General features: G+C 29.3%; 29 protein-coding genes and 1 tRNA gene. 10 read left to right on the top strand and 20 right to left on the bottom strand.

The window, feature by feature from the left end; translation table 11 throughout:
• Positions 1–19 precede the first annotated feature (19 nt).
• Positions 20–928: a polysaccharide deacetylase family protein gene (locus I6U48_RS21070; protein ID WP_218322454.1), complete on the bottom strand. Its 909-nt coding sequence runs from the start codon at positions 926–928 to the stop codon at positions 20–22.
• A 910-nt stretch (positions 929–1,838) separates the two neighbouring features.
• Here I6U48_RS21070 and I6U48_RS21075 point away from each other — a divergent pair.
• Positions 1,839–2,012 (top strand): hypothetical protein, encoded by a 174-nt coding sequence (locus I6U48_RS21075; protein WP_218322455.1) that lies wholly within the window; start codon positions 1,839–1,841, stop codon positions 2,010–2,012.
• A 70-nt stretch (positions 2,013–2,082) separates the two neighbouring features.
• Complete coding sequence (gene ispF, locus I6U48_RS21080; RefSeq protein WP_218322456.1) at positions 2,083–2,562, top strand: 2-C-methyl-D-erythritol 2,4-cyclodiphosphate synthase; 480 nt, start codon at positions 2,083–2,085, stop codon at positions 2,560–2,562.
• Positions 2,563–2,615: 53 nt separating this feature from the next.
• Here ispF and I6U48_RS21085 read toward each other — a convergent pair whose 3' ends face one another.
• The 3 genes from I6U48_RS21085 to I6U48_RS21095 form a co-directional block, all read right to left on the bottom strand.
• Positions 2,616–3,632, bottom strand: coding sequence for an AI-2E family transporter (locus I6U48_RS21085; RefSeq protein ID WP_218322457.1), 1,017 nt, complete (start codon positions 3,630–3,632; stop codon positions 2,616–2,618).
• Between the two features lie 186 nt (positions 3,633–3,818).
• Positions 3,819–4,817: an ornithine carbamoyltransferase gene (gene argF / locus I6U48_RS21090; protein WP_218322458.1), complete on the bottom strand. Its 999-nt coding sequence runs from the start codon at positions 4,815–4,817 to the stop codon at positions 3,819–3,821.
• A 144-nt stretch (positions 4,818–4,961) separates the two neighbouring features.
• Complete coding sequence (locus I6U48_RS21095; protein WP_218322481.1) at positions 4,962–5,519, bottom strand: DUF1836 domain-containing protein; 558 nt, start codon at positions 5,517–5,519, stop codon at positions 4,962–4,964.
• Positions 5,520–6,027: 508 nt separating this feature from the next.
• Here I6U48_RS21095 and I6U48_RS21100 point away from each other — a divergent pair.
• From I6U48_RS21100 to I6U48_RS21110, 3 genes are read left to right on the top strand one after another with little or no spacing between them, the layout of a single operon-like run.
• A complete protein-coding gene (locus tag I6U48_RS21100) occupies positions 6,028–6,564 on the top strand; it encodes a hypothetical protein (RefSeq protein WP_246615483.1) in 537 nt (178 codons plus the stop codon).
• Between the two features lie 17 nt (positions 6,565–6,581).
• Complete coding sequence (locus tag I6U48_RS21105) at positions 6,582–7,232, top strand: PspA/IM30 family protein (RefSeq protein ID WP_218322460.1); 651 nt, start codon at positions 6,582–6,584, stop codon at positions 7,230–7,232.
• A gap of 9 nt (positions 7,233–7,241) precedes the next feature.
• Positions 7,242–7,892 carry a DUF1292 domain-containing protein gene (locus tag I6U48_RS21110; RefSeq protein WP_218322461.1) on the top strand — a complete coding sequence of 217 codons (651 nt, stop codon included), beginning with the start codon at positions 7,242–7,244 and terminating at the stop codon, positions 7,890–7,892.
• A 452-nt stretch (positions 7,893–8,344) separates the two neighbouring features.
• On the opposite strand, the gene fsa is transcribed toward I6U48_RS21110, so the two are convergent.
• A complete protein-coding gene (gene fsa / locus I6U48_RS21115; RefSeq protein ID WP_218322462.1) occupies positions 8,345–8,989 on the bottom strand; it encodes a fructose-6-phosphate aldolase in 645 nt (214 codons plus the stop codon).
• 511 nt (positions 8,990–9,500) lie between these two features.
• On the opposite strand from fsa, the gene I6U48_RS21120 reads away from it, so the two are divergent.
• Complete coding sequence (locus tag I6U48_RS21120) at positions 9,501–9,746, top strand: AbrB/MazE/SpoVT family DNA-binding domain-containing protein (RefSeq protein WP_218322463.1); 246 nt, start codon at positions 9,501–9,503, stop codon at positions 9,744–9,746.
• A 221-nt stretch (positions 9,747–9,967) separates the two neighbouring features.
• Here the strand turns inward: I6U48_RS21120 and I6U48_RS21125 are convergent, their stop codons facing one another.
• From I6U48_RS21125 to I6U48_RS21190, 14 genes are all read right to left on the bottom strand, one after another.
• Positions 9,968–11,029 (bottom strand): C40 family peptidase, encoded by a 1,062-nt coding sequence (locus I6U48_RS21125; protein WP_218322464.1) that lies wholly within the window; start codon positions 11,027–11,029, stop codon positions 9,968–9,970.
• A 295-nt stretch (positions 11,030–11,324) separates the two neighbouring features.
• Positions 11,325–12,170: a 16S rRNA (cytidine(1402)-2'-O)-methyltransferase gene (rsmI, locus tag I6U48_RS21130; RefSeq protein WP_218322465.1), complete on the bottom strand. Its 846-nt coding sequence runs from the start codon at positions 12,168–12,170 to the stop codon at positions 11,325–11,327.
• A gap of 2 nt (positions 12,171–12,172) precedes the next feature.
• Complete coding sequence (locus tag I6U48_RS21135; RefSeq protein ID WP_218322466.1) at positions 12,173–12,928, bottom strand: tRNA1(Val) (adenine(37)-N6)-methyltransferase; 756 nt, start codon at positions 12,926–12,928, stop codon at positions 12,173–12,175.
• 146 nt (positions 12,929–13,074) lie between these two features.
• Positions 13,075–13,821, bottom strand: a complete 747-nt coding sequence (locus tag I6U48_RS21140) for a flagellar motor protein MotB (RefSeq protein ID WP_218322467.1) — start codon at positions 13,819–13,821, stop codon at positions 13,075–13,077.
• The gene (locus I6U48_RS21145) at positions 13,818–14,612 is read right to left on the bottom strand and encodes a flagellar motor protein (RefSeq protein ID WP_218322468.1); all 795 of its coding nucleotides are present in this window, start codon (positions 14,610–14,612) and stop codon (positions 13,818–13,820) included. Before I6U48_RS21145 ends, I6U48_RS21140 begins: the two co-directional genes overlap by 4 nt.
• 259 nt (positions 14,613–14,871) lie before the next feature.
• Positions 14,872–15,042 carry a 4Fe-4S ferredoxin gene (gene fdxA, locus I6U48_RS21150; protein ID WP_218322469.1) on the bottom strand — a complete coding sequence of 57 codons (171 nt, stop codon included), beginning with the start codon at positions 15,040–15,042 and terminating at the stop codon, positions 14,872–14,874.
• An 82-nt stretch (positions 15,043–15,124) separates the two neighbouring features.
• A complete protein-coding gene (locus tag I6U48_RS21155; RefSeq protein WP_218322470.1) occupies positions 15,125–15,328 on the bottom strand; it encodes a heavy-metal-associated domain-containing protein in 204 nt (67 codons plus the stop codon).
• A 10-nt stretch (positions 15,329–15,338) separates the two neighbouring features.
• Positions 15,339–16,247, bottom strand: a complete 909-nt coding sequence (locus I6U48_RS21160; RefSeq protein WP_218322471.1) for a PSP1 domain-containing protein — start codon at positions 16,245–16,247, stop codon at positions 15,339–15,341.
• 1 nt (position 16,248) lies between these two features.
• Positions 16,249–17,193, bottom strand: a complete 945-nt coding sequence (locus I6U48_RS21165; protein ID WP_218322472.1) for a DNA polymerase III subunit delta' — start codon at positions 17,191–17,193, stop codon at positions 16,249–16,251.
• A gap of 14 nt (positions 17,194–17,207) precedes the next feature.
• Positions 17,208–17,537 (bottom strand): cyclic di-AMP receptor DarA, encoded by a 330-nt coding sequence (darA, locus tag I6U48_RS21170; protein ID WP_218322473.1) that lies wholly within the window; start codon positions 17,535–17,537, stop codon positions 17,208–17,210.
• 58 nt (positions 17,538–17,595) lie between these two features.
• On the bottom strand, positions 17,596–18,297 hold the full coding sequence (locus tag I6U48_RS21175) for a dTMP kinase (RefSeq protein WP_218322474.1): 702 nt from the start codon (positions 18,295–18,297) through the stop codon (positions 17,596–17,598).
• A 55-nt stretch (positions 18,298–18,352) separates the two neighbouring features.
• Positions 18,353–19,819 (bottom strand): aminotransferase class I/II-fold pyridoxal phosphate-dependent enzyme, encoded by a 1,467-nt coding sequence (locus I6U48_RS21180; RefSeq protein ID WP_218322475.1) that lies wholly within the window; start codon positions 19,817–19,819, stop codon positions 18,353–18,355.
• Positions 19,798–20,010, bottom strand: coding sequence for a sigma factor G inhibitor Gin (locus I6U48_RS21185; protein WP_218322476.1), 213 nt, complete (start codon positions 20,008–20,010; stop codon positions 19,798–19,800). The genes I6U48_RS21180 and I6U48_RS21185 overlap by 22 nt, the downstream gene beginning before the upstream one ends.
• A 159-nt stretch (positions 20,011–20,169) precedes the next feature.
• Positions 20,170–21,750 carry a cell wall-binding repeat-containing protein gene (locus I6U48_RS21190; RefSeq protein ID WP_281421844.1) on the bottom strand — a complete coding sequence of 527 codons (1,581 nt, stop codon included), beginning with the start codon at positions 21,748–21,750 and terminating at the stop codon, positions 20,170–20,172.
• 185 nt (positions 21,751–21,935) lie between these two features.
• Here I6U48_RS21190 and I6U48_RS21195 point away from each other — a divergent pair, with 185 nt between their 5' ends.
• From I6U48_RS21195 to I6U48_RS21205, 3 genes are all read left to right on the top strand, one after another.
• Positions 21,936–23,099, top strand: coding sequence for a zinc-binding metallopeptidase family protein (locus tag I6U48_RS21195; RefSeq protein WP_218322477.1), 1,164 nt, complete (start codon positions 21,936–21,938; stop codon positions 23,097–23,099).
• 113 nt (positions 23,100–23,212) lie between these two features.
• Entirely contained in the window at positions 23,213–24,154 is a 942-nt protein-coding gene (locus I6U48_RS21200; protein WP_218322478.1) for a magnesium transporter CorA family protein, read from the top strand.
• Between the two features lie 18 nt (positions 24,155–24,172).
• On the top strand, positions 24,173–25,093 hold the full coding sequence (locus I6U48_RS21205; RefSeq protein WP_218322479.1) for a S66 peptidase family protein: 921 nt from the start codon (positions 24,173–24,175) through the stop codon (positions 25,091–25,093).
• A 33-nt stretch (positions 25,094–25,126) separates the two neighbouring features.
• Here the strand turns inward: I6U48_RS21205 and I6U48_RS21210 are convergent.
• A tRNA-Cys gene (locus I6U48_RS21210) sits at positions 25,127–25,201 on the bottom strand.
• Between the two features lie 175 nt (positions 25,202–25,376).
• Here I6U48_RS21210 and I6U48_RS21215 point away from each other — a divergent pair.
• Positions 25,377–26,102: an NAD-dependent protein deacylase gene (locus tag I6U48_RS21215; RefSeq protein WP_218322480.1), complete on the top strand. Its 726-nt coding sequence runs from the start codon at positions 25,377–25,379 to the stop codon at positions 26,100–26,102.
• Positions 26,103–26,231 lie beyond the last annotated feature (129 nt).

Consider the following 26,231-nt stretch of genomic DNA (forward strand, 5'->3'; position numbering starts at 1 on the left):
CACAAACCTATGCACGTTCTCAATATTTAGGATTTGTTAAGCGTCTTTTAAATTCATTTATATCATAATTTGCACTTATATACACTCTACTAAGTGTGTACATTCCCTGGCTTTTGTCTGACCAACCACTTACTGTTGTAAAAGCCATATCATATCCTGTGTCTTTCAATGCTTTTATGGTATCATCATTCCACTTTCCAAAGGGATATGCTATGTATTTCACCTGTTTATTCAACGTTTTTTCAATAAATGCTTTAGAACCCTTTAGAGTTGTTACCTGTTTATCATATGATAACTTGTTTAGTTCATCATGTGCCAGAGTATGACTTTCTATCTCTATTCCATTCTTCTCCATTTCATTTAACTGCTCAGAAGTTAAAAACGGTTTTTCATTATCCACAGCATTAGTTATTACAAATACGGCTGCATTAAATCCAAACTCTTTCAAAATCGGATAGGCATTTTGATAGTTATCCTCATATCCATCATCAAACGTTATAACTACTGATTTTTCTGGAACTGGTTTATTATTAACTAAAAAATCATATAATTCATCAAAAGTTAGAGTAGTATAACCATTATCTTTTAGATATTGCATTTGTTCTCTAAACTTTTCTTTTGGAACTCGTAATTCGTTTCCTTTTTCATAGTCTATTGAATGATACATTAAAACAGGAACAGATTTATCATTTTGTTTAAGGGGAACTTCTTTGAACTCCCTTTCTTTTTTTACGTTATTTTTACCTGTTGCTGATTGATTTTTGTCTTTTTCTCCCTCACTCACTTTTTTAGTTGTATTTGTGATTTTATCAGCAGCCTGCTTATTTTGAAATTCAACTTTTTTATAACCAACTAATCTATAGCCCACTAATCCAATCATAAAAGAAACACCTAATATTAAAGCAATTCTTTTATAAAGTTTATCCATAACTATCACCACTTTCTTAATATAAATGTATAGTTTAAAATTCTATATTAATTATAATATAAATGTGCAATTATTCGTAATAGAAATGTATTTAATTATATATAAATATTATCCACATTATTAACATTTCACCTGTTGATAACTTGTTAGTTTTAAATAATAACAATTATCGATTTATATATTTTTATTACTACATATCAATATCGCTAACAATACGTATCATTCTTACTTTATCGCATTTTGCTACAAATTGCTCTCTCTATGTTTTATTTTGAGAATTATTTAAATATGTATTCAATATTATAACTCACCTAGATTTATACACATTATCCACAGAATGCTTGTTTATAACTTGTGAAATTTGTCTTTTAGTGTTGAATACTTAATACATTTTAAGCTGTTTTCTCATTTACACAAAATATAGACCATAGTTTGTACACATTATCCACAGAATTGTGGATAATGTGTGGATAAACTATGGTTTCTAATAATATTATGAAGTTTCCACTTATTCATAATTTCTTCTGTCGAAATTTTATTTTAAATTTATTTTGTCATTTATTGTTCTATTTACAAACACATTTTTAGATCAAAAGTTATATTTAAGTTAACCAATTGTAAGCTGCATTCATATACTAGTATTACAGATCACTTGAAAGTCTAATTTCTTTAATAAACCTTTTTTATACTTCTTACTATACCTTTTTTCTCTAATGATTGCCCTAGGGGGGTTTCATCCTCCTAGGCTCTCACTTATATACTTATTATTTCTGAGTTATAAAATTTATTAATTAAGGTTACTATATTAAATGTTATTAAATTTTATTTTATTTTTAGAATTTTCTTAACTTTTCTTTTAGCTTATGGTATTATTTAGGTATAGACTATTATATGAAAGGTAGGGATGTTTATGAGAGATAAAGTTATTCATGTTGATTTCACTAAAAATAGGAAAAATGATAAGAACCGCACATTTATTTCAGTGCTTAAAAATCTATTCAAAAAATTATTTTACTCTCCAAATAACCCTTCTGATCCTAATAATGACAAAAAAATAATATACTATAATAAAGATATATCTTAGGTGCTAAATACTATGCACCTTTTTTGTTTATGTTATAATAATTATATATAAAAATTAAGGAGATTTTATTATGCGAGTAGGAATTGGTTATGATGTACACAAACTAGTTGAAAACAGACCTCTTATTTTAGGTGGTGTAAATATACCTCATTCAAAAGGCTTGCTTGGGCATTCTGATGCTGATGTTCTTTTACATGCTATAATGGATAGTTTACTTGGCGCATTAGCTCTAGGCGATATAGGAAAACACTTTCCGGACACAAGTGAGTCTTACAAGGGAATATCAAGTTTACTTTTATTAAAAAAGGTAGGTAATCTTATAAATAGCAGTGGATATTCAGTCGAAAATCTTGATTCTACTATTATTGCACAAAAGCCTAAAATATCTCCTTACATAACTGAAATAAGAAAAAATATTGCCTATACTCTAGGAATTGATATCGGTAGAGTAAGTGTAAAAGCTACTACAGAAGAAGGACTTGGTTTTTCGGGAAGAGAGGAAGGAATATCTTCTCAAAGTATATGTTTACTTAACTACATGGAAAAATAAAGCCGAAAGTTGATTTACCCTCCAGGATATTTCAACTTTCGGCTTTATCTTTATCAAAGCTTATTTAAATTTACCTCTAATAAATCCAAAATAAACATAAATAAAGGTATTCCAAGTAACAATCCCCATATTCCCATAAAGTGTTCAGATATAATAAGTACTATAAATACAACAAATACAGGTATATGAGTTTTTGCTGCCATAAATTGAGGATTTAAAACATAACTTTCAAGTAAATACAATATTGCAATAACGAGAAGAACATACAATACTTTGATAATTCCTCCTATACTATATGCTATTATACAAAGTGGAAATATCGATACTATAGTACCTGCTATAGGTATTAAACTAAAAATAAATATCATAAATGATAAAGCTATTAATTGAGGAAATCCCATTATACTTAATGCTATCATTGATAAAATTGCATTTGTAACTGCAATAATAACTTGGACTTGTACAACTTTTCCAAAGGAGTTTAAAAAATTAACGCTAAATAAACCCAAACATTTGCTAATATCAGATAATCTGCTGTTATTAAATCTCTTCAAAAATTTTTTTACTTTGGACTGTTCAATAATAAAAAATAAGCTAAGAATTAAAGATAATAATATGTTTATCCCCCATTTTCCTATATTGGCAATAAACTGAAATATAGAATTAGCCTCATTCTTTATATAGCCCTCTATATCAACTTTGCCTGCTATTGGAAATAAATATTGTTCTATTCTATTTATATTTGTTTTTGACTGCATCCCGCTAAATTCATTAACTATAGTAATACTTTGACTAATTATTATAGGAATAAACCTATATATAAAATATCCTAACAGTATAAAAATAATAAAATATAGAATTATTGTCATACTCAATTCGTTTATTTTTATAAATGATTTTAAACTATTTATTATAAATCGCTGCATGTTATAAATTAAATAAGTAAATAAAAATGTCAGCAAGAATAAGTCCACAATTCCTCTTAAAAAGTAAACAGTTAGAATAATTAATATAAAAGTGAACACTTTTCTAACCATTTCCTTCTCCCATAGGCTTCTTATAATGTTCATAAATATCATCTCCGAATTGCATAAGTGTAGGAAATAAATTTTAAGTCTTTCAATATTTAATTGTACTTTTAATAATAATATACGTCAATGAATTTACTTAAAACATATATATTTTTTAAGCTTATTTGATTGTAGACTTTTATGAAATCATCTTTTATAAAGTTAACACCTTTTAATTCCTTTATTCTAATTTCCTAAAGTAGCCACCATAACTGCTTTTATTGTATGCATTCTATTTTCAGCTTCATCAAATACTACGGAATACCTACTTTCGAAAACATCATCTGTAACTTCTAATGCCTCAAGCCCATACCTATCAAATATGATTTTTCCAACCTTTGTGCTAGTGTCATGAAATGCAGGTAAACAATGAAAGAACTTTATATTTTCATTTTCTGATTTTTTTATCATATCCATATTAACCTGATAAGGCTTTAAAAGATTTATTCTATTACCCCATAATTCTTCTGCTTCTCCCATTGATAGCCAAACATCCGTATATATTACATCAACTTTTTTTACTCCTTCATCTACGTTATCTGTAATAATAATGTTAGCTCCAGTTTTTTCAGCTTCTTTTCTACATTTACATACTAATTCTTCATCTGGAAATAATTCTTTTGGTGAAACAATTCTAAACTCCATACCCATCTTTGCAGCACCTATCATTAGTGCATTAGCCATATTGTTTCTGCCATCTCCTACATAAGCAAATTTTAAACTATGCAATGGTTTATCAAAATGCTCCATCATGGTTAAAAAGTCTGCTAAGACTTGAGTTGGATGGTCTTCATTTGTAAGTCCATTCCATACTGGCACACCAGAATATTTAGCTAAATCCTCTACTACCTCTTGACCGTATCCTCTATATTCTATTCCATCATACATTCTTCCTAGTACTCTAGCTGTATCTGCAATAGATTCCTTTTTTCCCATCTGGCTACCGCTTGGACCTAAATATGTTGTATGTGCTCCTTGATCTAAAGCAGCTACTTCAAATGCACATCTTGTTCTAGTAGAATCTTTTTCAAATATCAATGCTATATTTTTGCCTTTAAGTCTTTGCTGTTCAGTTCCTGCATATTTAGCTCTTTTAAGTTCTTGAGCTAGATAAATAAAATGATATATTTCCTTTTGTGAGAAATCCATTAAAGTTAAAAAACTTCTATTTTTTAAATTAAACATTTTGACCTCCTAAAATATATAAAATAAATATTTATTCTTTTTAATGCATAAATATACATATATTATATATCATATTTTTCAAAAACTCCATAGTTTATAATAAAAAAACATCAAGATATTTAAATCTTGATGTTTTTTACACTCTTATACATCGTCTTCATATGTCGCCACTATTTTTTGTACCAATTTTTTTACTGCACTCGCCTGGCATATTAGCGTCATTACTAAAAAGAACACCTTTATTCTTTCTTCTTCTTTAGTTTCTAAGTTCATATCTTTAGTTATTTCCCTAAATTTTTTCTCATCAAAATGTTCTTTCGATAAAAACTCTTGAAAACTATCTTCTTGTATATCAGAAAATATCTTATACGCTTTTTCCCATGAAATAATATCATCGTCGCCATCATTTATTTCATTGAAGGCTAACCTGAAAACTTTTTTTATTTCCTCCGTTGTTAATATAGGCCTCATATAACTCAACAACACTAATTGAGCTAGATGTAATTTTGTATATCCTCTTTTTTTCCCATCCTCTGGTTTAGATATTACTTCGTTTTTTATATAATTCTGAACTATATTATTTGTATATTTCTCTCCTTCAAACTTATCATTTAAATAATCAATAACTTGTGATAAAAATAAATCATATTTGGGCAAATCTTCATATGGAACTATAGTGTTTTGAGATATTTCCTTGGACATCTTATTTATATATTCTATTCCAAACTTGTTTTCTTTCACCTTTAAAACCTCCAATTATAATACTGAATTTTTCACTTAACACACACTACACAAAATTAATATAATTTTTAATTAAAATATTTTTAATTAAAATCACCTTCTAAATCTATACTATACTAATATTATACGGTATATATAACCCCTTTACAAGTTAAATGCTATAAATTAATATTACGTATTACAAAGAAATATTAAGCTACTTAAAGATATACAGCGATTTATTTTTTTTCTTTCTCTATACGGTTTAATATCGCTTAAAATAAGTTTAATATAATATTGTTATAAGGTATATCATACTGTATAATAATATCATAATCTATCTAATAGATCAAAATATAAATAACACAAAATAAAAATTTAGTATTAATTATGAACAATAAACATTAATAATATGCTAACATATAATAAAAAGTAGCATTATTTTTGGGGGGTGTCCAATATCAATAAAAAGAGGTTTATTACTTGCCTGTTGATTGCATTGCTATTTATATCAACAAATGTATTTAGTCCTATTATAACCAACTATATTGGAATTAATATCAATAACTCAGTGGTTTACGCTAAAGGGGGTGGTGGGAGTCACAGTTCAAGTGGAAGCCACAGTTCAAGCGGAAGCCACAGTTCAGGAGGAAGCTTCAAATCCGGAAGTTTTTCTTCTCCTAAGTCTTCCAGTGGAACCACTAAATCATCTTCTGGAGGAAGCTTTAAATCTGGTGACTTCTCTACTACGCCTAAGTCTTCATCTGGTACTTCTAATTCAAGTGACAGTTATAAATCACAACAAAACAGTAATACAGCAAACCAATCATCTAAAAACTACGAAAGCGGAAGTAAGAGATCATTTTTGCCTATACCTATTCCTATTCCTTGGGGACATAGCTACTATAGTGGATATGGCGGACATAGTCTTGCTGGTAGTTTTATACTAGGTATATTTAAGCTTGTAATATTTATCATTATAATAGTAATCATTATTAAATTAATTAAAAAATATAGAAGAAGATAATTAAGGAGGGTATTTTTATGGGAATGTTTTCAAGAATATCAAATATGTTTAAAGCAAAAGTTAATACTGCATTGGATGAGGTAGAAAATCCAATTGAACTTTTAGATCAAAAGATAAGAGATATGGAAGAAAGTTTAAATAAGGCAAAGCTCTCTTCTGCTCAAGTCTTAGGTAACGTTCATGAAATTGAAAAGAAAATGACAACTTCTAAAAGAACTTCTGAGGAATTTGATGAAAAAGTTAAGCTCGCCTTAAGTAAAGGTAATGAAGATTTAGCCAAGAAGGCTCTTGCCAAAAAAATTGATGCAGACAATACTTATGCTTCATTAAAAAATAGCTATGATGATGCTCAAAAGAAGGCTGATACTATAAAACTAAAATTAAGAAGTCTTCAAGATGAAATAGATAAGACTAGATCATATAGAGATGAAGCTGCTGCAAGATTTAATAATGCTGAAGCCAGCAAAAAAGTAAATGAAATATTAGCAAATGTAGATACGGGAAGCAATAAAATAAATATAAATGATATTGAAAGAAAGCTTCAAAGAAAAGAAGCTATGGCTGAAGGTCTCGGAGACTTGATAGAAGATACTTCTTTAGAAAAAGAGTTTGAAAAGTTAAATGAAGTAAGTCTTGATGAAGAATTAAAGAAATATAAGCAAAGTTAAGGTGATATTATGAGTAAGGCTAATGAATTTTTAAAAAGCGAAAAAAATAGTTATGGTAAGATTTTTGTAGATATAAACTATGCAATAGATAATGTTTCTCCTTTTTTAGATGAATCCATTTTAAAGCGTAGAAAGTACGTTGCAAAATTACCAGTTTTAAAAAGATATATTGAACTACTACAAACAGCTGAATGTGAAATTAATAAAGGTGGTTTCTTTAGTAAATTTGGTAATGATAAATACATCGATTTATTAGATGATTACAAAAGAGATAACACTGAATCTTTGAGCCAGCTAGTCAAATGCAGCCAATGTCAATGTCTAAATTGTACTGCTAATTGCAGATTTGATAGTTGTCTTGGCTGCCGTGATAACTCAAACATAGTTTTTTGTGATCATAAAAAAGTTAATATATCAAAACCTGATAACTTTATTTTGAATTTAACCAATAATAGAACAGGTATTGATGATAGATATGTTGTACTCGGAGTAATTCAAGATGTGGATCGCGATTCAAAATATATAGTAATTGAAAATATAATTAATAAAGAAAAGTTTATCTTACACTATTACCCTGGAATATCAGAGGATACTTATGGTGAGATAACCAACCCTGAAGAATTTGATTTTGTTGTCTCAACTTTTCAGAGCCTAGAATAAATAGTAAAATTAAATATATTTGTTTTCAGAATGTTTTTAATCATTGTTTATCTTTAAACTGTGGATTTATAATCATAATTTATAGCTTATCCACAGTTTTGTTATTTTTATCAACACATTTTGTGGATAACTTGTACATATTGGTACTCATATAGTCTTATGGCATTTATATAATGTTATCAACACTGTGGATAACTTATTGTGTTAATAACATCATTTTTTTAGGAAAGATTAAAATTTTCTGTATAGAGTCTATACTATTTTCAAGCGATGAATCATATAGACACCTACATCAGACATTTAACTTATGCGCAGGGATATATTGACATTCTAGAAGGAATATTTAAATACTTTTGTTATAAGTCTTAGCTCAGTATTCATTGTTCCGAAAGAATGTCAATATATCCAGGAGTATAAGTTGAATGTCCGGCGTGGTCATCTATGTATGTAGATTATTTTTGTGATTTATTGTAATCATCTATAAACTTTTCTATTCCAGAATCAGTTAAAGGATGTTTTAACATTTGAAGTAATATCTTATACGGTATTGTAGCAATGTCTGAACCCGCTTTCGCACACTCTAAAACATGTATTGGATGCCTTATACTTGCTGATATTATCTCAGTTTCAATTCCATATATATTAAATATATCTGAAATATCATTTATAAGTTTAATTCCATCAGCTCCTATATCATCTAATCTTCCTAAAAATGGACTTACAAAATTAGCACCTGCTTTTGCTGCTAATAAAGCTTGCTGCGCCGAGAACACTAATGTAACATTAGTCCTTATTCTTTCTTTTGATAACACAGAAACTGTCTTAAGTCCTTCTTCACACATGGGTACCTTTATTACTATGTTTTTGTGAAGTTTAGCAAGTTCTCTAGCTTCTTCTATCATTCTTCCTGATTCTAAACTCATAATTTCCGCACTTATTGGTCCATCTACAATTGAGCATATTTCTTCTATTACCTCTTTTAAATCTCTTTTCTCCTTTGCAATTAATGAAGGATTGGTTGTTACACCGTCAAGTATCCCCCATTGAGCTACTCTTTTTATCTCTTCAATATTAGCTGTATCAATAAATATTTTCATTTGATATTCCCCCTTATGTTTTACCTCATTTCACCATTATAGCATAATAGGCAATAAATTTAAATTTACTTAAATAGCAAACGTCAACTATATAATACTTAATGTAATATATTCCCTTGTAAATATTGGTTTCATTATGATTATTTATTGAATTTATTAATTTTTTCACAGTATATTCATTAAACTTCGACACTTTTTTTCTTATATCCATATAGTTACTATTTTATTTACAAATTTAATATCTTATTTACTTTTTACAAATTAGTACATATATCCAATTTTATAACCTTCTAATCCATTGATTTATCTATGCTTAATGATATAGTAAAAAAATGTATTTTAATATAAAAAAGTATTGACATTTGTATATTAGGGTAGTATATTAACTTTAGATGGAATTTAATAAGAAATTTGTAAAATAAATTTCAAAATATTGTTGACTTTAAATGTAATATTTGCTATTATTTAATTAAAGATATGTCGAATTGTGGGATTAGAGGAGGAAATTTAAATGAAATCAACAGGTGTTGTAAGAAGAGTAGACGAGTTAGGTAGAATAGTTATTCCTATAGAGTTAAGAAGAACTCTAGATATTGCAGAAAAGGATGCTTTAGAAATATACGTTGATGGCGAACAAATCATACTAAAGAAATATGAGCCAGCATGTATTTTCTGTGGTGACGCAAGAGATGTTGTAAACTATAAGGGAAAAAACATCTGCAAAAATTGTATGAATGAATTAAAAATGGACAAGTAGTCCGAATTGACCCACATAAATTATGTGGGTTTTTTATTTTTATATATTAAGTCAAATTATATTCACCAAAAAGGGCTTACAAACACTAATTGTTTGTAAGCCCTTTTTATAGCTCAAACATCATTAATATTACCATACACTGAATACTAATATTAATGATATCATAATTTTCAAAATTCATTAAATTAATTATCAAGCATTTAATATTAAACTAATCTATTTTACCTAACTCTTGTTGCTCCACTATAATCTGATCTATCACCTAATGAAGATATTTTAACTACATCTCCAGTCTTTGGAGCATGAATATAACATCCATCGCCTACATATATTCCAACATGGTGTGCAGGTGAGCCAAAGAAAACTAAGTCTCCTGGTTGCAGTTGGTCTCTAGATACTGGAGTCCCTGCTCCTTGTTGGTCTGATGCAACTCTTGGCAAACTAATTCCAAAGTGTGCATAAACATAACAAGTAAACCCTGAACAGTCAAAAGTGCTTGGACCATTACCACCCCATTGATAAGGAGTTCCTAAAAAATTTGATGCATATGCAACAATTGAATTTGATGATGCAGGTGCTGCTGAAGCCCCTCTTGAAAGTCTTGGTGCCTCTGATCTAATCTTCTGAACTTGTCCTGCTGCAGAAGCCACTATTCTTGCAGTAGAAGTATCCTTCGCTGCTAATATACTTTCTTTATTTTTTAAATCTGATAGTAATTTAGTTTCAGATGATTTATCACTATTTAGCTTGGACAATTTTTTCTCATTGTCTGATTTTAGTGCCACTAGATTTTTATTCTTCGCATCTAAAGTGCTTTTCTTTTCAGTTATTACACTTTTTTTGTCTTTTAAATCACCTATTATTTTTTCATCAAAACCTACAATTTTTTTTACAGTGTCAAATCTACTAATAAAATCACTTAAATTATCTGATTGTAAAACTACACTTAAATAACTATCTACTCCATTTATGTACATAGCTCTTACTCTTTTGCTAAAAAGATTTTGCTGACTTTTTATATTTTGTTCAGCTTTATCCAATTGAACCTGAGTATCTTTTATGTCTTTATTAGTTTTTTCAATATTTTTTTTATTATCACTTATTTCAGTCATAACTTTATTAATTTGCTCGTCTAACTTTTCTACCTTTGTCTCTAAATCTTGTCTTTGGCTTTTAATTTCATTAAGTGAATTAGATGAACTTGCCGGCGCTGCTAGCGCATTACTACTAGTTACCATTGCTACTGACAAAGCTATAACAACAGCTAATACTTTCCTATTCAATTCGCAAACCTCCCCAATACTAAACAACCTTTATATGATTTTTTAATTAAATTCAAGTATCAATTTTTGTATATTTTTTTATTTTAGATTTTCTTTAATATACTAAGTATTTATATTATAGCATTAAATTACATAAAATCTCAATGTTATCGTGGTATTTTTTTTAAAATATTAAAATTTATATATTAAAAAAGCGAATTTATCAATAAACTTAAATTTTTTCTTTTAATCTCCTTAATGTTTTTCCATATTTTTTCCAATAATCTTACATTAAAATACAACTGCATGTCATATTTTAAATATCTATAGAATACTTGTAAATTTCTGACTTTGATATTTTTCTATCCTTTGCTACTTTTTTTATTGCCTCTTTTTTACTTAATCCTTCCGAAACATATTTTCTGATATGATCCTCGATAGTAATTAAATTCCATCTAGCTTTTTCTTCTTCTAGAATTTCTTCTTCTCTTTTTCCTTCAATCACCAGTACAAATTCACCTTTTATATCTTTTCCCGAATAGAATTCTATAGCTTCTTCTAAGGAAAGTCTTACTATCTCCTCATGCAATTTTGTAAGTTCTCTACAAAGTGAAATTCTTCGATTTCCAAAATTATTTTTAAAAAACTCTAAAGTTTCTCTAATTCTATATGGCGATTCATAGAAAATTATTGTTTCTTTTCTATCTTTTAGCTCATCTATTATAAGTTTCCTGTCTTTATTATCTCTAGGTAAAAAACCCCTAAATATAAATTTACTTGTATCTAATCCTGAGTACACTAAAGCTGTAGTCACAGCAGTTGCTCCTGGTAACACTTCAAAGTCTATATTCTCTTCAATACATCTTAATACTATTACACTTCCTGGGTCCGATATACCTGGAGTTCCCGCATCACTTACTACCGCTATCCTTTTTCCTTCTTTAAGCTTTTCTATTAAATCTATACTTTTTCCTTGCTCATTATGTTTATGATAGCTTATCAATGGCTTTTTTATATTGAAATAATTTAGTAACTTAAGACTTTGTCTCGTATCCTCTGCAGCCACTAGATCAACACTCTCTAACACTTCTAGAGCCCTTATTGTTATATCTTTTAAATTTCCTATAGGTGTAGGTACTAAATACAACTTACCATAATCCATAACTATTCCTCCGATTTTTGTCTGCCATATATTCTATGAATTTCTTCGGTATATCCACCTTCTACGTTATATATGTACAATGGCGCCTCCCATTTTAAGAAAGCACCTCCATTATTTTGTCCTTCAATTAATACCATATTAGGAGCCTTTTTAAAGTTAGGTTGAACCATTCTTATAAGTTTAGGCTCAATTTTATATTGTCTCATAGTGCATATTATATCAGCCAACCTATCAGGTCTATGTATCATATACATTCTACCATTGTCCTTTAATACAGCTTTAGTTGCCTTTATTACATCCTCCAATGTGCAGAATATCTCATGTCGTGCAATAGCATTTTTATCATTTATATTTATAATACCTGAATTTTTCAACTTATATGGCGGATTAACAGTTAATACATCAAATCTAGGTAAGTTTTTTAAAAATTTTATATCATTAAGATCTCTATTAATAAATTCCATTCTGTCTTGAAGTTTATTAAATTTAATAGATCTTATAGCCATATCCACCATTTCTTCTTGTAGCTCTAATCCAGCAATATACTCCGCATCTGTTTTTCCTGCTAATATAAAAGGAATTATTCCAGTTCCGCTGCATAAGTCCATAACTCTAGCACCCTTTTTTATTTTAGCAAAATTAGCGAGAAGTACTGCATCCACGCCGAATCTAAATGCATTCTTTTTTTGTATGACACATATTCCTTTTAACTGCAAATCATCTAATGTTTCATCATTCCTTAATAGTTCTCCGCACATAAATCACATTTCTCCCTTCCCTATATAGATATCCACAGCTGAAAGTTCACTTATATAATTATGATTTATGTGTAGGCAATTGTCAAATTAACATAATAAAAGCCCTAAGATAATTTAACCTTAAAGCTCTTGTTTTAGAAAATATTTTATTGTTTATTCCCGCTATTCTCCATTTTATTAAATTTACTATTTATAATAATTATATCGACTCTTCTATTTTTTGATCTACCTTCATCCGTTGAATTATCGGCTACTGGTCTATACTCACCATATCCAGCTGGATAAAGTTTCTGAGGTGGAATACCACAATTATTAATAAGCAATTCTACAACATTAGCAGCTCTAATACAAGATAATTGCCAATTAGATGAAAACTGGTCATTCTTTATAGGCACATTATCTGTATGTCCTTCTATTCTCATGTAATTGTTAAGCTGATTTAGTATTTTTCCAATTTCAATAAGTTTTTTTTGTGATTCTGGCTTTATCTCAGCTCTACCCGTATCAAAAAATATAGTATCATTTAAACTTACCACAAGCCCTCTTTCATCAATTTTAGTGGTAACATTAGATTTCATTCCATTTTTATCAAGATATGTATCTACTTGCTTTTTTAAGTCCTCTAGTCTAGCTTCCTCAGCTTTTTCTGTTAAATTAGTTTCCATTTGTTTAACATCCTCAGTTATAGGTACAGCATCCTCATTAGCAACTATAGATTTTCCCCCACCCATAGTTACTCTAAGCGAGTCTGACAATTGTTTAAATTTAGCTTTATCTACATTACTCATAGCAAATAATACGACGAATAGTATCATAAGTAAAGTCATGAAATCGGAATAACTAAGCAACCATCGTTCACTATTATTATGACCCTCTTGCTTTTTTTTCTTCATATCTCTGACTTACCATCCATTCCTTCAAATTTAATAACCTCATCTTTATTTAAAAATCCCTTCAACTTTTCCGCTATAGTATTAGGATTTATACCTTCTTGTATATATAATATTCCTTCTATTATAAGTGACTTTTCCGAGAACTCTTTTTCATCTAATGCTTTTAATCTATTACCTATTGGTAGAAATAGTAGATTTGCAGATGATAGACCATACAATGTCGCTAAAAACCCTGACGCTATTTTAGGACCTAAGCTATTTGGATCTGATAAATCTGCCAGTATATGAACTAGACCCATTACTGTACCTATAATACCTAATGTAGGGGCATATCCACCAGCTTGTTCAAAAATAGCAGCCCCTTTTCTATGTCTCTCAGATGTAGATTCTAATTCTAATTCCAGTATACTTCTAACTGCCTGAGGATCTACACCATCTACTACCAACTGAAGTCCTTTTTTAATAAATGGATCTAAATTAGGATCGCTGGATATTTCTCCTTCAAGACTTAATAATCCATTCTTTCTGGTCTTATAAGATACATCTTTAAAATAAGCTACAAGAGCTGGCAAATCAATTTTTTTCGGGTTTATAGTAATCTTTATTATTCCAGGCAATCTTTTTAAAATGTCTATTGGGAATGTAAGCCCAACTGCGCCAGCAGTTCCGCCAAATACTATTACAGCTGGTGCCATTAAGAAAAGAGCAGTTAATACACCTTTCTCTATGATAAATCCAGCTATGATAGATCCAAATCCAGCTATGATAAAAATAATAACAAAAATATCCATATTTACCCTCCACCCAACAATATTTTCTATAGATTTCACTAAGTATTTATGCTTACACAATAAATATTCGTTCATCCTCACTTAATCTTTACTCAATATAGCAGATATTTATATACTATATGGAATGTAATTCCATTTTAAGACTCCATAATATTTAAAATAGATATATGTAAAATTTCTCTTTTATCTACGTAATTTTATGTTATTTATCAAATATATAAATAAAAAGACTACCAAAAGGTAGTCTTTTTATATCTTATTATTCTTGAACTGGAGCTCCTACTGGGCAAACATTAGCACAGTTTCCACAATCGATGCAAGTAGCTGCATCTATATCAAATTGAGTATCTCCTTGGCTTATAGCGTCAACTGGACATTCTGAAGCACATGCTCCACAGCTTACGCAAGCATCAGTAATTTTGTATGCCATATGTAAACACCTCCTTATAAAATTAGATGATTAACATCTAATTTATATTCTACCACGTAACTATAAATTTTTAAAGCTAATTTTATAGTACTGCATACCCCAAATCTTCTAATGACTGAATTAACGATTCACTATTTACAAAGTAATCATCATATATAATGCTTACTTCTTTCTTTTCCGTACTTATCTGACAAGCCACTACTCCCTCATTGTTCGAAATAGCTCGTCTTATTTTATTAACATCTTCGGCAGTATGCATGTTGCAGATTTTTAAAACAGATTTCATACCTAACCTCCTAGTCCTCCTTGAATAGCTCTTTTATAATAGCTACATCTTCAACAGCTTCAACATCAATTTTAATCTCGTCTTCACTTATACTGCCTTCAAAACTTCCTGAAACTAATTCTATTTTCTCTATTGGTATTTCCTCTATTGTTTCATCTCCGTTTTGCGGCTTAATTTTAACCTTTACACTTTCTTTTACTACAGAATTTGAAACTACTATTCCTCTTCCATAAGGAGTATCTACAACTGAATCTATTTTAGGTAGCTTTATTCTTATGTGTTCATAAGTTTCTTGTTCATAATTTAAACAACACATAAGTCTACCACATATACCTGAAATCTTAGTTGGGTTTAATGATAAATTTTGTTCTTTAGCCATCTTAATAGAAACAGGTGCAAAGTCTCCCAAAAACGTGGAACAGCACATTGTTCTTCCACATGGCCCTAGACCACCTATCATTTTTGCTTCATCTCTTACTCCAATTTGCCTTAATTCTATCCTAGTTCTAAATATAGATGCTAAATCTTTTACAAGCTCTCTAAAATCCACTCTTCCATCTGCAGTAAAATAAAATATAACTTTGTTATTGTCAAATGTATATTCCACATCTATAAGCTTCATTTTTAAATTATGCTGTTGAATCTTTTCTAAACATACTCTAAAGGCTTCTTCTTCTTTAGATTTATTTTCTAAATGTCTATCTATGTCTTCTTTATTAGCTATTCTTATAACATTCTTAAGCGGTGATACTATCTCCTCTTCTTTTATCTGTTTAGGATCTATAACACACTCTCCAAATTCTACACCTCTAGCTGTTTCTACTATTACATTGTCATTCTTTTTTACATTCAATTCACCTGGTGAAAAATAATATATTTTACCAGCCTTTTTAAATCTTACACCAACCACTGTTACCATACTATACCTCCTGCATTTTCACCAACATAGAATCGAAAACTAGGACAGGATTTACGTTTCTTTCTAGTTTTTTTCTAGTATCTTTTATTATATTAATAATAACACTTAATTTATTAAATGAAAACATTTCAGCCATATCTTTTATGTCATCTATTTTATCAATATTTATTACCAATTCATTTTTACCTGTTTCCTTATACAATAAAATATCTCTTATATAAGCAAGAAAGCAAGTGAGAATCTCTTGCCATTCTCCTTTATATTTAATGAGAAATGCCTCATTATGTAGGACATCGTCAATTTTATTTTGACAAATATCTTTTAATATATTTGCTGTGCTATTCCTAATTTCTTTAAGGGATTCGTCTTCAATAAATCTTTCTGCTCTTCCAGGTATTCCATCACTGAATGCATTCATTATTTTTAATTCCTCTTTTGATATACCAGGGAATCTATTTTTTAAAAATATTAGCATCTCATCTTCACTTAATCTATTTAGTTTATATATTTGGCACCTAGATTTTATTGTATCTAAAATTTTCTCTAGTTTCTCACATAATAAAATTATAAAAATACCTTTAGGTGGCTCCTCTATAGTTTTAAGGAATGCATTTTGAGCAGCTTCTGTCATTTTATCTGCATTATATAATAGAATTACCTTTTTATCTCCCTCATAAGGTTTTTTATTGGTTTCTTCAATTATATTTTTTATATCATCTATTCCTATAGACTTTTTATCTTTTTGTAACTTAAACTCTATTATATCTACATATTGTTTGTTTATCTTTTTACCTAAAAGCCTAATAGCTATATCCTTGCCTATTAAACTTTTTCCTATTCCTTCTTCTCCTGCAATAATATGAGCATGAGAAAACCTTCCTTTTTCTATAGAATTAGCTATTTGTAATTTTATATTATCATGCCCTATTACCACATCACTACTCAAATATAATCCCTCCATTAGATTTTAATAAATTTATCTACATCTACCACAAATATGGTTGCTCCACCAACTTCTATTTCTACAGGATATGGTACATATATGCCAGTAGAACCTGTTACTGGAGCAGTGGTAGTTATTGTTTGTTCTCTTGTTCTGCATACCTCTTCAATCTTAGATATTACTTTATCTACAAACTTTTCTTCTACTCCAATCATTAATGTAGTATTTCCAGCTTTTAAAAAACCACCAGTAGTAGCAAGCTTTGTTACTCTAAATCCCGATTTAGTTAAAATATCAATTAGATTTCCTGAATCCTCATTTTGCACAATCGCTACAATTAACTTCATACTTAAACATCTCCCTATGATTTTATCCTATAGACAACCACTACTAATATTTAACTAGTTATCTATAACATAAATCTAATATCTGCTTTTTCAAATTCATATATATCTCATCATGGATTCTATCTATAGTTTTTATTTTATTATTACATACACAACTTATTTTCAACCAATTATATTTCTTGGATATTTCATTAGAAGTATTATATGAATGAATAAGATACTCATAATCCTTCTCATGTATATCTTTATCTATATGCCCAGTCATCTTGCTTACTCTTTCAGACATAAGTAATTTACTAAATTCAGGAGGCATATCTAAAAATATGACACAGTCCGGTACAGGTAATCCAAAAGTTTTAAATTCAAATTCCCATATCCAATCCAAAAACTTATTTTTCTCCTCCAGATTATCAATTTTAGAGGCTTGATGTATCATATTTGCAGTTGAATATCTGTCAGCAATTATAATTCCACCATCTAGATAAAATTTTTGCCATTCAATTTTATATGATGCAAATCTATCTACTGCATAAAATGTTGATGCTACATACGGATTGACATCTTCTGGTTTATCTCCAAAGCATCCATTCAAATACATCTTTACTAGTGCTGAAGATTCACTTTTATAATTAGGATATTCTACTTTTCTTACTTTATATCCTTCACTTACTAGTCTATCATATAATTTTTGTGTTTGTGTAGCTTTACCACTGCCATCACAGCCTTCTACTACAATTACCTTGCCTTTTTTTAAATGCATATTATTTTCCTCCATACAGAAAGTATAAAACAACATTATTTATTAATAAAGCTGATTATGTTATTACTTTTAATTTATCTTCTTTTATTCCTAATATATCTATTCCAATTTCTCTGTAATAATTAATAATCTCCAAGCTTTTCTTATCTATTAGTTCTCCCGCTACTAAGATTGGTACACCTGGTGGATATGGTACTATATTTTCGGCACTTATTCTTCCTATACAATTATCTAAATTAATATATTCCTTTTTCTTATTTATGATTTCATACGGCATAATTTCTATTTTAGGTATATCATAATTTATCAGTTCCACATTTTTTTGTTGTAATGTTTTCAAGTCACACTCCTTCAAAACATTATATAGTTTTTCAAATTCCTTTTCTTCATTAAATGGAGAAAAAATCAAAACAACATTAGAAGTATCACTCATTTCAGCTTGAATTCCATGCACTTTCAGATATTTCAAAAGTAAATGTCCATTATATCTCTTATCCAAATTTATTACATATCTAGTGTTATCTATATCTTTGATATAATCAATCTCACTTTTATACTTTTGTATATCTTTAATATCTTTATTTAGAATATTTACATCATCTCTACCTAATGCATAAATACCTTCGATTGTATTTATCTTATTTCTATAGTACTCCATAACATTTAAAAATTCCTCATATTTATGTTTTCCGTAGTTTTCCAAATAGAATCTAGCGTAATCCATAGAACATAAGAACAAATACGAAGGGCTTGTACTTAAAAATGCACTAACGTAAAAATCTATCTTATCAATATCTTGCCCCTCATTTATATGTAAATAAGCTGTTTGTGTCAAACTTGGTAGTGTCTTATGAGCGCTGGTTACTATAATATCTGCTCCTAACTTTACGGCACTCTGCGGCAGCTTACTACTTATTCCAAAATGAGCTCCATGTGCAGAATCTACTAGAACCTTCATTCCATAATTTTTGCACTTTTTTATTATAAACTCCAGATTGCTGCATATTCCATAATAATTTGGATAAGTAACTATTATACCTTTAGCGTCTTTATTATTCTCTAAAACTTGTGAAAAATGCTCCAAATCTACGCAAATAGGAGCATTTAATCTCTCACTTATAATATTTTTCACATATACAGGTTTAAGTTTTCGCATTATTATGGAATTAAATATAGATCTATGACAATTTCTTTCAACTATAATCTTATCTCCTTCGTTAAAACTGCTAAATATCATAGCCAGGTTTCCAGAAGTACTTCCGTTAACCAAAAAATAAGACTTTTTACTCCCATAAAATTCACTTAAAAGCTTACTTGCTTCTTTTATTATTCCTTCAGCATTGTGAAGATTATCCACTCCTTCAACTTCTGTTACATCAAATTTTAAAAAGTTTTCCAAAAACTCTCTACCAATAGGATTGTCATAAAAACCTCTTCCTCCTTTGTGTCCCGGCATGCAAAAGGATATATTATTTTCTTTTACGTATTTTAAAACGCCTTCTAAAAGTGGTAACTTCGACAATTTATCTCCTCTCCCCTTATAACATCTTGAACTATAACTTTTCTTATACGTTCTATATAATAACTATAAAAATCTGTAGTATCTTCTAAGTTTATTAATCTCTTTTCACAACATGTACAGATTCCTCTTCCATATATCATTATACCATTATTAAGAGGCTTACCACATATAATACAACTTCTCTTTTTCATTAATTAATGTCCCCCTTCTTAAATATTTTTTAGCATCTTAAATTATTGCCTCATATAATATATAATATTCTCTTACGTTAAGAAACTTATTTTGTCCACAAAAATAAATTAAACTCAGTATAATTTATTTTTAATTACACTGAGTTTATATTTAGCTTACTAATCTCTTATTGTAACCAATGTTCCTCTTGGTATATTATCTTGAATCCATTTTGCATCATAGTAAGGAAGTCTAATACATCCATGAGATGCTTTGTCACCTAACTTTTCATACTCTGATTCGATAGGATATCCATCCGTATCATATAAAACGCTATGGAAAAGATAACCATTGTCGAGTCTTGTCCAGAAATAACATATTACATTATCTGATGCATAAAAATATGGACCTTTTGATCCCACTAAGAATCTACCTGAAGGTGTTGGTGTATTATCTTGTCCAGTAGAACATGCAAATTCCTTTACCAATGTTTGTCCATTAAATATTTGTACTTTCTGTTTACTCTTATCGACAAGTATATTATATGGTCCAGACGGTTGCACTGTTTTAACAAGTGATGCTGGTACATATCCTTTAATATAATTTAAAGTATTGTAATCAAGTACTTCTACATAGTCATATCCGTCTGTACTGTCCAAAATCTTTACTTCAGGAAGACTACCATAAGTAGAACCAATAATTGCTGAAGAAGAATTTGGATATTGTCTTATTGAAACACTTGTAGTTTCTCCTGCATCCATTACATGAAAAGAACTTGTCCATTCTGGTGGTTGTGGGCCTGAAGGAGTTTCTGTTTTAGATGGTTCTGGTGGTTTTTTTTCAAGTCCTATTAAGTATAAAGTTTTTAGTGAAACAGCTCCTTCTCCACCAAATATATAAATATTTTTCGCATAAGATAAAATATCTTTAACATCATTTTGTTGTTTTTCATTCATATTTTCACTAACTAAAACTAATGGAGCTTTATTTTTTTGTGCTAATGCAGACCCTGAAAGTGAATCTGGAAAATTAAGTGCTGATGCAATATAAATATTGCTCATATCCAACGCATCTTTAAATCTATTTATGACCGCAGTATTTGTACTATATCTATCATTTCCTGATACTCTTTCTGAATTTTTAAATTGTGATTTTACATTTTCACTTACAGCCCCTTCTGATCCAATTACATATGTATTAGTGACATTTTTATCTAATAACCCATTCTTCACTGAATCAGGCAAATAATCTTTACTTACGAGTATAATAGGCAAATCCATAGTTGCTGCAATTGGTGCTATCGATAACGCATCCGCATAGTTTTCACCTGACACAACTACTATTCTATCCTTTATTCCAACGTAATTTGCCACTAACATTGCAGTCTCATATCTGTCCATACCACCTATACGTTCATAGCTTATTCCCATTTCTTTTATGCTATTTTCTACGTCCTCCGATATAGATTTACCTATTATAAATACTTTAGACACATTATAACTTTTTAACTGTTCAGCAGCCTTAGAATCCAGATTTTTCTCTCCAGTAAGTATGATAGGCGCATCATATTTTTTTGAAAGAGGACATGCACATAAAGCATCCGGAAAGTTTTCTCCAGATACCAAAATTGCATAACCTGATTTTGAATTAAAATTTTGAGAAATTTTCATAGACGTATCGTACCTATCAGTTCCACCATATCTTTGATAATTTCCTTGTGCATAAACCTCAGATGTAGTGCTAATAATAAGTAAAAGCAAGAATAAAATTGTAAGCTTGTTTTTTATTATAAATTTTAAGTGAATAATAACCCTCCTCCTATCGTTTAAATATTTATTGTATAAGTTATATAATAAAATACGTTCTTTAACATATTTTACCAACTATTTGGTTATTAATCAAGTTCTTACATTTTATTTTAAAAAAGTTTTCGGAGGTATTTCCTATGAAACATGAGATTTTAACTAATTTAAGTAAAATTAAAGATGATATATTAAGTTTATCACAATATCTCTACAAAAATCCAGAAAAAAGTTTTCATGAATTTAAAGCTCATGATTATATAGTAAGCATGTTAGAAGACAAAGGTTTTGAGGTTACAAGGCATTATCTTAATATAGAAACGGCTTTTTATGCTCAATATGGAACTGGTCACCCTAAAATTTGTTATATATGTGAATATGATGCTGTCGAAGATGAAGGTCACATAACCGGCCATAATATTATATCTGCAATATCTTTGGGTGCTGCTATATCCTTATCTGGTTCATTACCAAAAGAAAAAGGAAGCATTATAGTTATAGGATGTCCTGGCGAGTTTGCAGGCAGCTCAAAAGTAACTATGACAAAACAAGGTACTTTTGATGATATTGATGTAGTTCTCATGGCTCATCCTGATGTAATAACAGCGGAAAGCGGTTCATCAATGGCTATCGTTCCTATAAAAATAACTTATAAAAGTAAGGAAGGCTTTTCTTATAGAAACTCAGGAAGTTATTCAGCCTTAGATGCTTGTCTCTTTACCTTTAATACTTTAAACTTACTTGATAAAGGATTTGATGATAACTCAACAATAGATGGAATCATTTTAAAAGGAGGAGACTCACCTTATCTTTTACCATCTTGTACAGAGTCAAAGTTTTACATAAGATCCCCAAAAATGGAGATCGCCTGTAATCTAGAAAAGAAAATAAGAGAATTAGTAAAAATGACAGGTAATCTAATGGAAGTTGAATCAAATATTTGCATATATGAACTTCCATATGACGAACTCATTCCTAATAAGACACTATCAAGAATATTTTCACACAATCTTAAAGAATGTGGAATAATAGACATAGATGCTCCTAAAGACACTAATTCTGGTCTTAGCTTAGGAACAGTAAGTCACATAGTACCTTGTATACATCCATATATATCTATAGCAGAAGATAAAAGTTTGCAATATTCTTCTCCCGAGTTTGCTTCAGCTACCACATCCTATTTTGCTCAAGATAGGGTCATAAAAACCGCTCATGCACTTGCATTAACTGGATTAGACCTTATAGAAAATGCTTCTTTACTTAATCAAGTTAAAACGGAATTCTATAATGAAAAGGATACTAGGTAACTGGTCTCCTTTTTTTATTTGAAAAATAAATTGTCTGTTATAATATACACAAATAACACCAATACGATATAATATAATTATAGTTAATTTGAGTTATTACATAGGAGGAATATATGATATCAATTTATAAAACTTTGGATGAAACAGGAATCCTAAAATCAGTAGACACTATAGAACCAGGTTGCTGGATTAATATAGTCGCTCCTTCTGAGGAAGATTTACTTTTAATATCAAAAAAAACAGATGTCTCACTTGATTTTCTTAAAGCTGCTTTAGACGAGGAAGAAACTTCTCGTATTGATACTGAAGATAATAACTTACTAGTAATAGTTGATATTCCATTTACAGAGATGGAGGATAATTCACTAACTTATGATTCATATCCTCTTTCAATTATTCATACAGAATCAACAATAATAACTGTATGCTTAAAAAATAGTAAAGTCTTAACTGATTTTATAGATGGAAAGATCAAATCATTTTTTACATTTAAACGATCAAGATTTATACTTCAAATTCTTTATAGAATAGCTAGTTACTATTTATTGTACCTTAGACAAATAGATAAAAAAAGTCTTATGATTGAGCAAAAACTTCATAAATCAATGAAAAACAAAGAACTTATCCAACTTTTATCTTTAGAAAAATCTCTTGTTTATTTCTCAACATCTTTAAAAGCTAATGAAATTACTTTGGAAAAAATGCTTAAACTTGAGTTACTTCAAAAATATCCTGAGGATCAAGATATACTTGAAGATGTTATTATTGAAAATAAACAAGCAATAGAAATGGCTACTATTTATAGTAATATTTTGAGCGGCACTATGGATGCTTTTGCTTCTGTAATATCAAATAATCTAAATATAGTTATGAAACTACTTGCATCTTTAACTATTGTTATGGCTATACCAAATATAATTTTTAGTTCTTTTGGTATGAATGTAAATGGAATACCTTTTAATAATAATCCAAGTGCATTTTGGATGGTTTATGGAATAGCAGCTATTGTATGCTTAATACCTGTAATTATTTTACGTAAAAAAGGATTATTTTAATTATAAGGATGTGATCATATGCTTGCAAAAAGACTACGAAAAGGTGATACTATAGGTCTCGTATCTCCTGCCGGACCTGAAAATGCTGATAAAATAAAAAAAAGTATAGGATATATAAAAAGCTTAGGATTTAATATTAAAGAAGGAAAGCACATTTATGATAAAATAGGCTATCTTGCAGGTAAAGATACTGATAGAGCTAAAGATCTAATGGATATGTTTGAGGACAAAGAGGTTGACATGATTTTATGCGTGAGGGGAGGATATGGATCGATGCGCATCCTTCCTCTTATAGATTTTGAAACTATAAAACAAAATCCTAAAATATTTGCCGGCTTTAGCGACATAACAACCCTATTAAATAACATATGGTCGAAATGCGGATTAATAACTTTTCATTCGCCTATGTGTAACTCTAATCTATCAGATAAAGATACGCTAGATAGCTTCTTAAAGACTCTTATGTTTGGAAATGAACCTTACACTATTAATAATCCTAGTAATATGCCTATTAAGTGTTTTTCACCTGAGCCTATAATATCTGGTCAATTAGTAGGTGGTAATCTATCTCTATTATGTAGTACTATTGGTAGTAAGTTTGAAGTTAATACTAAAGATAAACTTTTATTTATCGAAGATGTCGGTGAAGATCCATACAAAATTGACAGGATGTTAACTCAGCTTATATTATGTGGAAAACTAGATAAATGTAAGGGTATTGTTCTTGGACAATTTACTAATTGTGAGCTTCCCCATTATGAAAGAAGTTTAACCTTAGATCAAGTAATAGAAGATAGAATTCTAAGTCTTAAAAAGCCAACTTTAACTAATATTCAATCTGGTCATTCATATCCTAAACTTACCTTACCGATCGGAGCTAAAATTAAAATAAATTTCGTGGAACAAAAAATCGAAGTTTTACAACCTGTTGTATCATAAATAAAAAAACACCTCAAAGTGAGGTGTTTTTTTTGGAGGCGCCACCCAGATTTGAACTGGGGAATAAAGGTTTTGCAGACCTCTGCCTTACCACTTGGCTATAGCGCCATAAAACCTTGCGTCGTTCAACGCTCTTATATAATATCATTTATATAGCAGTTTGTCAATAAATTTTATTGCCTACATTGTATTATGTTTTATCGTGCACATTATGTTAATTTTACCCAATATTGCTTTATGGAGATATACCATAATGGTATAATACCTTATAAGAGGTGATATCATGGTAAATGAAGAATTAAAATCAGCTATAGAGTCTAGTAATAATATTGTATTTTTTGGTGGAGCAGGTGTATCTACAGAATCATCTATTCCAGACTTTAGATCTGAAGCAGGTCTATATAAGACAAAGGATAATTTCTCTTATCCACCAGAAGTAATGCTAAGTCACTCATTTTTCATATCACATACAGAGGACTTCTTTGATTTTTATAGAAAGAAAATGATCTATGATGAGGCCAAACCTAATGCTGCTCATTATGCATTATCTAAACTAGAAGAGTTAGGCAAACTAAGTGCAGTAATAACCCAAAATATTGACGGACTTCATCAAATGGCAGGCTCTAAAAATGTACTTGAATTGCATGGATCTATTCACAGAAACTACTGTATGAAATGTGGCAAATCTTTTAATCTAGAATATATAATTAATAGCCAGACTACAGTACCTATATGCGATGCTTGTAATAGTATAGTAAAGCCAGACGTAGTGCTCTATGAAGAAAACCTGAATATGGATATTCTAAATAAATCAGTACATTACATTAAACAAGCAGATTTACTTATAGTAGGAGGTACCTCTTTAGTTGTCTATCCAGCTGCTGGTTTAGTAGATTATTTTAAAGGTAATAAATTAGTTCTAATAAATAAATCCTCAACAGCTTATGATAACAAAGCTGACATAGTTATTAATGATAGTATTGGAAAAGTTCTTGGCAGCCTAATTTAGAAAAGTAAAGCCCTGTAGAATACTTTCACTGGGCTTTACTTTTATTATAAATTAAATTAAATAATACCTTAATAAAAAAGGTACTAAGCTTTGCTTAGTACCTCTAACTAACCCGGCAACGACCTACTC

The sequence above is a fragment of the Clostridium thailandense genome (assembly GCF_019207025.1).
GTDB classification, from domain to species: domain Bacteria; phylum Bacillota; class Clostridia; order Clostridiales; family Clostridiaceae; genus Clostridium_AM; species Clostridium_AM thailandense.

Excerpts from the sequence above, each read along its gene's own strand:
- I6U48_RS21135 (WP_218322466.1), bottom strand. The coding sequence starts at position 12,928 with ATGTGCGGAGAACTATTAAGGAATGATGAAACATTAGATGATTTGCAG.
- darA (WP_218322473.1), bottom strand. The coding sequence starts at position 17,537 with ATGAAGTTAATTGTAGCGATTGTGCAAAATGAGGATTCAGGAAATCTA.
- rsmI (WP_218322465.1), bottom strand. The coding sequence starts at position 12,170 with ATGGATTATGGTAAGTTGTATTTAGTACCTACACCTATAGGAAATTTA.
- I6U48_RS21215 (WP_218322480.1), top strand. The coding sequence starts at position 25,377 with ATGGTAAATGAAGAATTAAAATCAGCTATAGAGTCTAGTAATAATATT.
- I6U48_RS21110 (WP_218322461.1), top strand. The coding sequence starts at position 7,242 with ATGAGTAAGGCTAATGAATTTTTAAAAAGCGAAAAAAATAGTTATGGT.
- I6U48_RS21185 (WP_218322476.1), bottom strand. The coding sequence starts at position 20,010 with ATGAAAAAGAGAAGTTGTATTATATGTGGTAAGCCTCTTAATAATGGT.
- I6U48_RS21155 (WP_218322470.1), bottom strand. The coding sequence starts at position 15,328 with ATGAAATCTGTTTTAAAAATCTGCAACATGCATACTGCCGAAGATGTT.
- I6U48_RS21140 (WP_218322467.1), bottom strand. The coding sequence starts at position 13,821 with ATGAAGAAAAAAAAGCAAGAGGGTCATAATAATAGTGAACGATGGTTG.
- I6U48_RS21145 (WP_218322468.1), bottom strand. The coding sequence starts at position 14,612 with ATGGATATTTTTGTTATTATTTTTATCATAGCTGGATTTGGATCTATC.
- I6U48_RS21160 (WP_218322471.1), bottom strand. The coding sequence starts at position 16,247 with ATGGTAACAGTGGTTGGTGTAAGATTTAAAAAGGCTGGTAAAATATAT.
- I6U48_RS21105 (WP_218322460.1), top strand. The coding sequence starts at position 6,582 with ATGGGAATGTTTTCAAGAATATCAAATATGTTTAAAGCAAAAGTTAAT.
- I6U48_RS21075 (WP_218322455.1), top strand. The coding sequence starts at position 1,839 with ATGAGAGATAAAGTTATTCATGTTGATTTCACTAAAAATAGGAAAAAT.
- I6U48_RS21200 (WP_218322478.1), top strand. The coding sequence starts at position 23,213 with ATGATATCAATTTATAAAACTTTGGATGAAACAGGAATCCTAAAATCA.
- argF (WP_218322458.1), bottom strand. The coding sequence starts at position 4,817 with ATGTTTAATTTAAAAAATAGAAGTTTTTTAACTTTAATGGATTTCTCA.
- fdxA (WP_218322469.1), bottom strand. The coding sequence starts at position 15,042 with ATGGCATACAAAATTACTGATGCTTGCGTAAGCTGTGGAGCATGTGCT.
- I6U48_RS21085 (WP_218322457.1), bottom strand. The coding sequence starts at position 3,632 with ATGAACATTATAAGAAGCCTATGGGAGAAGGAAATGGTTAGAAAAGTG.
- I6U48_RS21175 (WP_218322474.1), bottom strand. The coding sequence starts at position 18,297 with ATGCATTTAAAAAAAGGCAAGGTAATTGTAGTAGAAGGCTGTGATGGC.
- ispF (WP_218322456.1), top strand. The coding sequence starts at position 2,083 with ATGCGAGTAGGAATTGGTTATGATGTACACAAACTAGTTGAAAACAGA.
- fsa (WP_218322462.1), bottom strand. The coding sequence starts at position 8,989 with ATGAAAATATTTATTGATACAGCTAATATTGAAGAGATAAAAAGAGTA.
- I6U48_RS21070 (WP_218322454.1), bottom strand. The coding sequence starts at position 928 with ATGGATAAACTTTATAAAAGAATTGCTTTAATATTAGGTGTTTCTTTT.
- I6U48_RS21095 (WP_218322481.1), bottom strand. The coding sequence starts at position 5,519 with ATGTCCAAGGAAATATCTCAAAACACTATAGTTCCATATGAAGATTTG.
- I6U48_RS21195 (WP_218322477.1), top strand. The coding sequence starts at position 21,936 with ATGAAACATGAGATTTTAACTAATTTAAGTAAAATTAAAGATGATATA.
- I6U48_RS21205 (WP_218322479.1), top strand. The coding sequence starts at position 24,173 with ATGCTTGCAAAAAGACTACGAAAAGGTGATACTATAGGTCTCGTATCT.
- I6U48_RS21120 (WP_218322463.1), top strand. The coding sequence starts at position 9,501 with ATGAAATCAACAGGTGTTGTAAGAAGAGTAGACGAGTTAGGTAGAATA.